This is a genomic window from Burkholderia sp. (genome assembly GCF_018375725.1).
In the GTDB taxonomy this organism is placed as follows: Bacteria; Pseudomonadota; Gammaproteobacteria; order Burkholderiales; family Burkholderiaceae; genus Burkholderia.
Genome location: NZ_JAHACR010000216.1, coordinates 1 through 7,470 on the forward strand (window position 1 = coordinate 1; position 7,470 = coordinate 7,470).

The window sequence follows — 7,470 nt, forward strand, 5'->3', positions numbered from 1 at the left end:
CAGATTAACAGAAGAAAGTGTCGGTTCGGGGATTTTCACCACATCGGCAAAACGGGTGATGAAACGACTCATCGAGAAACAACGGTCGGTACATACACGCATCACGTCGCAGATGTCTTCCATTCCTTCTTCGCAGGAAAGGGCTTGTTCTACCGTATCCAGTGTGGAAGTAATGCCGGCAGTCGTGTTGTTCACTTCGTGGGCAATCATGCGAATCACTTTCTCGTATGCTTTCTTTTCCGCTTTCATCACTTCGTCGGTGAGGGTTTCTACCAAGTAGAAGGGATGCTGAAATCCACGATCAATGAAAGAAGAATGAGTACACCGGTAGATATTCGAGTCGTTCAGACGGACGGTTACCTTCTCTCCTTTCGGGAGGTTAGCCAATTCCACCGCTAACGGAGAATCAATCTCTTTCATCTTCTTGCCTTGTACGTCTTCCAAACGAACACCCAGCATTTTCAAAGCCATCGGATTCAATTCCGAAAGGTCTTCATCAAGGGAAGTTATAATCACTCCCATCGGAGAAGCTTTAATCAGCAAATCAAGAAAATTATTCTGTTCACGCAGGCGGAGACGTTCATTCTTGAGCTGTTCCATCATGCGGTTGAAGATATTCACCACACGATCGGCCTCATATTGGCCTACAGGACTAAGACGACTACTGAAATCCTGCTCGCGCAGCCGCGCGGCTTCTGCGCAGGCGTCGATCGCGCGATCGAGATCGTCGAGCGCGCAATCGCCATGCACGGCGCGCCGATCTACGTGCGCCACGAAATCGTTCACAACAAGTACGTCGTCGAGGATCTGAAAAAGAAGGGCGCGATCTTCGTCGAGGAACTCGAGGAAGTGCCGTCCGGCAATACCGTGATCTTCAGCGCGCATGGCGTATCGAAGGCGGTGCGCGACGAAGCCGACGTGCGCGGGCTGCGGATCTATGACGCGACGTGCCCGCTCGTCACGAAGGTGCACGTCGAAGTGGCGAAGATGCGCCAGGATGGTGTCGACATCGTCATGATCGGGCACAAGGGTCACCCGGAAGTCGAGGGCACGATGGGGCAGGTCGAGCGCGGCATGCATCTCGTCGAGAGCGTCGAGGACGTGCAGAAGCTCGAACTGGCCGATCCGGACCGCATCGCGCTCGTCACGCAGACGACGCTGTCCGTTGACGACGCGGCCGAGATCATCGGCGCGCTGAAGGCGAAATATCCGAAGATCCGCGAGCCGAAGAAGCAGGACATCTGCTATGCGACGCAGAACCGCCAGGACGCGGTGAAGTTCATGGCGCCGCAGTGCGACGTCGTGATCGTCGTGGGGAGCCCGAACAGCTCGAACTCGAGCCGCCTGCGCGAAGTGGCGGAGAAACGCGGCGTTGCCGCATACATGGTCGATGCGCCCGAGCAGATCGATCCGGCATGGGTCGCGGGCAAGCGCCGCATCGGTGTGACCGCCGGCGCGTCGGCGCCCGAGGTGCTCGCACAGGCGGTGATCGCGCGGTTGCGCGAACTCGGCGTGCGCAACGTCCGTGCGCTCGAGGGGATCGAGGAGAACGTGTCGTTCCCGCTGCCGCGCGGACTGAATCTGCCGCCCGCGGCCTGATTCTTCCGGAATCCTTGCATGAATGAAGCGCGCCCCACCGGGGCGCGTTTTTTTTGCCTCGCGCCAGTGCAATCGCAACCGGCGCTCCCTTGTCTGGTGCAACCTGGTTGTCCTGTCTTGCAAAAACGGGTGCCAAAAAACGGTTGCAATGCAGGAAAACCCCATCGAATCAGGAATATTGGCGTCCTATAAATGGAGTTACAATTCGCCCGTTTTCAGGCCTGAGCGGTCGCGAAACCCGGTTTTGGCAAGGCGCAGGAGACCTATTTGATGCATGTGAAGTTGGCTTACGCCGTGTCCGTCGCCGCAGCGGTTGCAATGCTTGCCGCCTGCAGCAAGAAGAGCGACGACGAGGCGGGGAAAGGGGCTGCGGCGTCCGCGGCAGCGCCGGCCAGCGACGTGCGCGTCGTCAAAATCGGCCATGCCGCCCCATTGACGGGGAGCATCGCGCATCTTGGCAAGGACAATGAGAACGGAGCGCGTCTGGCGGTCGAGGAGATCAACGCGCACGGCCTGACGATCGACGGTCATCCGGTGCAGCTGCAACTGGTTGCCGAGGACGACGAGGCCGATCCGAAAACGGGCACGCAAGTTGCTGAAAAATTGGTCGACGACCGGGTCGTGGCCGTGGTGGGGCACCTCAATTCGGGGGTGTCGATCGCGGCGTCGAAAGTTTACAGCGCCGCAGGCATCGTGCAGATCTCTCCTTCCTCGACCAATCCCGACTATACGAAGCAGGGATTCAAGACGACCTACCGCGTCGTGGCGACAGACGCGCAGCAAGGCCCCGCGCTCGCCAACTACGCATTGCATGCGCTCCACGCGAAGCGCTTCGCGGTCGTCGACGACGCGACCGCATACGGCAAGGGACTGGCCGACGAATTCGCGAAGACCGTCCGGGCTGCGGGCGGGCAGATCGTCGTGCGCGAAGCGGCCAGCGAACGCACGACGAATTTCAAGTCGATCCTGACGAAGATCAAGAGCGGCCATCCCGACGCCATCATGTACGGCGGGATGGATGCGACGGGCGGCCCGTTTGCGAAGCAGGCGATGGCGCTCGGAATCGGAGCAAAAATCCTTGGCGGCGACGGCGTGTGTACCGGCAAGGTGGTCGAGCTCGCGGACAACGCGGTGCAGAACCTGATCTGTTCGGAGGCGGGGCTCGCCCTGTCGAGGATGGAAAAAGGAGCGGACTTCGAAAAGTCGTATGAAGACCGCTTCCACACGCCGGTGCAGATTTACGCGCCGTTCGCGTATGACGCCGTCTACGTGATCGTCGACGCGATGAAGCGCGCCAATTCGATCGAAGCGTCCAAGGTGCTGGCTGCGATGCCGTCGACCGATTACCGCGGGGTAATCGGTCACATCGCATTCGCTCCGAACGGCGACTTGAAAGAAGGGGTGATTACGCTCTACGACTTCAAGGAGGCCAAGAAAACCGTCCTCGATGTCGTGACGATGTAGCGACGGGAACCATGACGGCACCGGATCAGTGCGGTGCCGTTTCTGTATCCGCTCCGGCGGCTGGCTCGGCTGTACAGGCCGGGCGGCGCGCGCCGGGACGATCAACCCTTACCGGTCTTTTCTAGTACCCGCAGTGTCGTCGAGATCACGCGATTCCTTGCTTACCGGCCAGGCGCAGCGTCATCCGGCAACACGGGCCAAGGAGCTTTAAATGGATATTTTCGTCCAGCAGATCCTCAACGGGCTGGTGCTTGGCAGTGTCTACGCCATCATCGCGTTGGGCTACACGATGGTGTACGGCATTCTCGGCATCATCAACTTCGCGCATGGCGACGTGCTGATGATCGGCGCGATGGTGGCGCTTTCCGCGATCACCGTGTTGCAGAACCACTTCCCGGCGCTCGGCAACGTCGCGACACTGACGATTGCTCTGGGCGTCGCGGCGGCCGTCTGTGCGGCCGTCGGCTTCACGATCGAGCGTGTTGCGTACCGGCCGCTGCGCCGTGCGCCGCGTCTCGCACCGCTGATCACCGCGATCGGCGTGTCGATCCTGCTGCAGACCGCCGCGATGATCATCTGGGGGCGCAACCCGCTGCCGTTCCCGCAACTGTTGCCGACCGATCCGATCAACGTGATCAAGCCGACCGATACGACGCCTGGCGCGGTGATCTCGATGACTGAAATCGTGATCATCGTCGTGGCGTTCATCGTGATGGGCGGCCTGCTGCTGCTCGTCCACAAGACCAAGCTCGGCCGTGCGATGCGTGCGATTGCCGAAAGCCCGAACACCGCAAGCCTGATGGGCGTGAACCCGAACTTCGTGATCTCGGCGACGTTCATGATCGGTTCGGCGCTGGCCGCGCTGGCGGGCGTGATGATCGCCTCGGAATACGGCAACGTGCACTTCTACATGGGCTTCATTCCCGGTATGAAAGCATTCACCGCCGCGGTGCTGGGCGGGATCGGCAACCTCGCGGGCGCGATGGTCGGCGGGGTGCTCCTCGGCCTCATCGAGCAGCTGGGTGCCGGCTATATCGGCAATCTCACGGGCGGCGTGTTCGGCAGTAACTACCAGGACGTGTTCGCATTCATCGTGCTGATCATCGTGCTGGTGTTCCGTCCGTCGGGCCTGCTGGGCGAACGTGTCGCGGACCGCGCGTAAGGGAGCAAGAACATGACATCCATTCAACCGATCGAAACCTCGACGACGCTCGTCGAGGAACGCAATACCGCGAAAACCGTCACCATCGGCATCCTGACCGCGGCCTTCGTGATCGCCGCACCGATCGTGATCGGCGCGGCCGGCGGCAACTACTGGGTCCGCGTGCTGGACTTCGCGATGCTGTACGTGATGCTCGCACTCGGCCTCAACGTCGTGGTCGGCTTCGCCGGCCTGCTGGATCTGGGCTACATCGCGTTCTACGCGGTGGGCGCATACACGGCGGCGCTGCTGTCTTCGCCGCACCTGGCCACGCAGTTCGAGTGGATCGCGCACCTCGCGCCCAACGGACTGCACGTACCGTTCCTGCTCATCGTGCCGATCGGCATGGCGTTGGCGGCGATCTTCGGGATTCTGCTCGGCGCGCCGACGCTGCGCCTGCGCGGCGATTACCTCGCGATCGTCACGCTCGGTTTCGGTGAAATCGTGCGGATCTTCATGAACAACCTCGACCGTCCGGTGAACATCACGAACGGCCCGAAGGGGATCACGGGGATCGATCCGGTGCAGGTCGCGGGCTTCAATCTCGCGCAGACGCACTCGATCTTCGGCATCCAGCTGCCGTCGGTCTACATGTACTACTACCTGTTCGTGCTCTGCGCGCTGCTCGTGATCTGGACCTGTACGCGCCTGCAGCATTCGCGCATCGGCCGCGCATGGGCGGCGATCCGCGAGGACGAGATCGCGGCGAAGGCGATGGGCATCAACACCCGTAACGTGAAGCTGCTTGCGTTCGCAATGGGCGCGTCGTTCGGCGGCCTGTCGGGCGCGATGTTCGGTTCGTTCCAGGGCTTCGTGTCGCCGGAATCGTTCACGTTCTGGGAATCGATCGTCGTGCTCGCCTGCGTGGTGCTGGGCGGCATGGGCCATATCCCGGGCGTGATCCTCGGTGCGGTGCTGCTCGCGATCTTCCCGGAATTCCTGCGTTCGACGATGAGCCCGCTGCAGCATGCGCTGTTCGGCCACGACATCGTCGATACCGAAGTGATCCGCCAGGCGCTGTACGGCCTCGCGATGGTGGTCATCATGCTGTACCGCTCGGAAGGCCTGTGGCCCGCGCCGAAGCATGAGGACAAGATCGCGAAGCTGGCGAAGCGCGGCGCCAAGTCGGCGCGTGCATAACGGACAGGCAGGAGAAGGAGAAACACACATGAGCGACAAACAAATCCGACTGTCCGTCAAAGGCGTGAACAAGCGCTTCGGCGGCCTGCAGGCACTGTCCGACGTGGGCCTGCAGATCAAGGAAGGCGAGATCTACGGGCTGATCGGCCCGAACGGCGCCGGCAAGACGACGTTCTTCAACGTGATCACGGGCCTGTACACGCCGGATTCCGGCGAATTCAAGCTGGACGGCACGGAATACACGCCGACCGCGGTGCACCAGGTCGCGAAGGCCGGCATTGCGCGCACGTTCCAGAACATCCGCCTGTTCGGCGGGATGACGGCGCTCGAGAACGTGATGGTGGGTCGCCACGTGCGCACCAAGCACGGCCTGCTCGGCGCAGTGTTCCAGACGCCGGCCGAGCGCAAGGAAGAGCGCGAGATCAAGGAGCGTGCGATCGAGCTGCTCGAATACGTCGGCGTGCTGCAGTACGCGGACTACACGGCGCGCAACCTGTCGTACGGCCACCAGCGCCGTCTCGAGATCGCGCGCGCGCTCGCGACCGATCCGAAGCTGCTTGCGCTCGACGAGCCGGCGGCCGGGATGAACGCGACGGAGAAAGTGGAACTGACGCGCCTGCTCGACAAGATCCGCTCGGACGGCCGCACGATCCTGCTGATCGAGCATGACGTGAAGCTCGTGATGGGGTTGTGCAACCGGATGACGGTGCTCGATTACGGCAAGGTGATCGCCGAGGGTCTGCCGCAGGACGTGCAGAAGAATCCGAAGGTGATTGAGGCATATCTCGGCGCAGGGGTGCACTGATGGCAGCGGCAATGTTGAAAATCAAGGGCTTGCAGGTCAACTACGGCGGCATTCAGGCCGTCAAGGGCGTTGACATGGAAGTCCAGCAGGGCGAGCTCGTGACGCTGATCGGTGCGAACGGCGCGGGCAAGACGACCACGATGAAGGCGATCACCGGCCTGAAGCCGTATTCGGCGGGCGACATCGAATACGACGGCAAGTCGATCAAGGGCGTGCCGTCGCACGAGTTGCTCAAGCGCGGCCTCGCGATGGTGCCGGAAGGCCGCGGGATCTTCGCGCGGATGTCGATCATCGAGAACATGCAGATGGGCGCCTATCTGCGCAACGACAAGGAGCAGATCAAGAAGGACGTCGACCGGATGTTCGGCTTCTTCCCGCGCCTGAAGGAGCGCGCGACGCAGCTCGCGGGCACGCTGTCGGGCGGCGAGCAGCAGATGCTCGCGATGGCGCGGGCGATTCTCTCCAAGCCGAAGCTGCTGCTGCTCGACGAGCCGTCGATGGGTCTGTCGCCGATCATGGTCGAGAAGATCTTCGAAGTCGTGCGCACGATCTCGAAGGAGGGCATCACGGTGCTGCTGGTCGAGCAGAACGCGCGTCTCGCGCTGCAGGCGGCGGACCGCGGCTACGTGATGGACTCGGGCACGGTGACGATGTCGGGCGACGCGAAGCAGATGCTCGACGATCCGAAGGTGCGCGCCGCGTATCTGGGCGAATAAGCCCGACAGCCGTATGGCGCAGAAAAAGCCGCATGTCCTGACGGGCATGCGGCTTTTTTATGGATCACGGGCGCCGCGCTCAGGCGGCGGGCGGCTTGCCACGACATGCGTTCGTCGGCGCGAGCGCCGGGCGACGCGGCATGCATCCGCATTGCCCGGCACGGCCTGCGGGTTGATTCTCAGGCAGCCGGGCGCGGCCTCGCTATCGACGGCGCGATCGAACGGACGAACGACGACATCATCGGCGGCAGCGTCCAGCGAACGGGTCTGCTCAGAGCGAGTCGAGGACCGTACGCAGCATCGCCATCATCCGGTCGATCTCTTCGTTCGTCACATTGAGCGCCGGCATGAAGCGCAGCAGGTTCGGGCGCGCCGCGTTGAGCAGCAGGCCGTCCGGCTGCATCTCGCGCGCCTTCTCGACGATCTGCGGGCCGATGTCCTTGCCGAGCAACAGCGCGCGCAGCAGACCTTCGCCGCGCTCGCCTTCGAAGCCGCGCTCTTCCGACAGTTCGAGCAGCTTGCGCTTCAGGTATTCGCCGCGCTCA

General features: G+C 62.3%; 6 protein-coding genes and 2 pseudogenes. 6 read left to right on the forward strand and 2 right to left on the reverse strand.

Annotation, left to right across the window (positions count from 1 at the left end; all coding sequences use genetic code 11):
• Positions 1 to 621: pseudogene (locus KH616_RS18610) on the reverse strand (PAS domain-containing protein); the annotation flags it as partial.
• 18 nt (positions 622 to 639) lie between these two features.
• On the opposite strand from KH616_RS18610, the gene ispH reads away from it, so the two are divergent.
• The 6 genes from ispH (at position 640) to KH616_RS18640 (ending at position 6,925) form a co-directional block, all read left to right on the forward strand.
• Positions 640 to 1,599, forward strand: coding sequence for a 4-hydroxy-3-methylbut-2-enyl diphosphate reductase (ispH, locus tag KH616_RS18615; RefSeq protein ID WP_292249617.1), 960 nt, complete (start codon positions 640 to 642; stop codon positions 1,597 to 1,599).
• A 270-nt stretch (positions 1,600 to 1,869) separates the two neighbouring features.
• On the forward strand, positions 1,870 to 3,063 hold the full coding sequence (locus KH616_RS18620) for a branched-chain amino acid ABC transporter substrate-binding protein (protein ID WP_292249618.1): 1,194 nt from the start codon (positions 1,870 to 1,872) through the stop codon (positions 3,061 to 3,063).
• A 211-nt stretch (positions 3,064 to 3,274) separates the two neighbouring features.
• Complete coding sequence (locus tag KH616_RS18625) at positions 3,275 to 4,225, forward strand: branched-chain amino acid ABC transporter permease (RefSeq protein WP_292249619.1); 951 nt, start codon at positions 3,275 to 3,277, stop codon at positions 4,223 to 4,225.
• A 12-nt stretch (positions 4,226 to 4,237) separates the two neighbouring features.
• Positions 4,238 to 5,404: an ABC transporter ATP-binding protein gene (locus KH616_RS18630; protein ID WP_292249620.1), complete on the forward strand. Its 1,167-nt coding sequence runs from the start codon at positions 4,238 to 4,240 to the stop codon at positions 5,402 to 5,404.
• A gap of 28 nt (positions 5,405 to 5,432) precedes the next feature.
• Positions 5,433 to 6,209: an ABC transporter ATP-binding protein gene (locus KH616_RS18635; RefSeq protein WP_292249621.1), complete on the forward strand. Its 777-nt coding sequence runs from the start codon at positions 5,433 to 5,435 to the stop codon at positions 6,207 to 6,209.
• A complete protein-coding gene (locus KH616_RS18640) occupies positions 6,209 to 6,925 on the forward strand; it encodes an ABC transporter ATP-binding protein (RefSeq protein WP_292249622.1) in 717 nt (238 codons plus the stop codon). The genes KH616_RS18635 and KH616_RS18640 overlap by 1 nt, the downstream gene beginning before the upstream one ends.
• A 271-nt stretch (positions 6,926 to 7,196) precedes the next feature.
• On the opposite strand, the pseudogene argD reads toward KH616_RS18640, so the two are convergent.
• Positions 7,197 to 7,470 (reverse strand): annotated as a pseudogene (argD, locus tag KH616_RS18645) (acetylornithine transaminase); the annotation flags it as partial.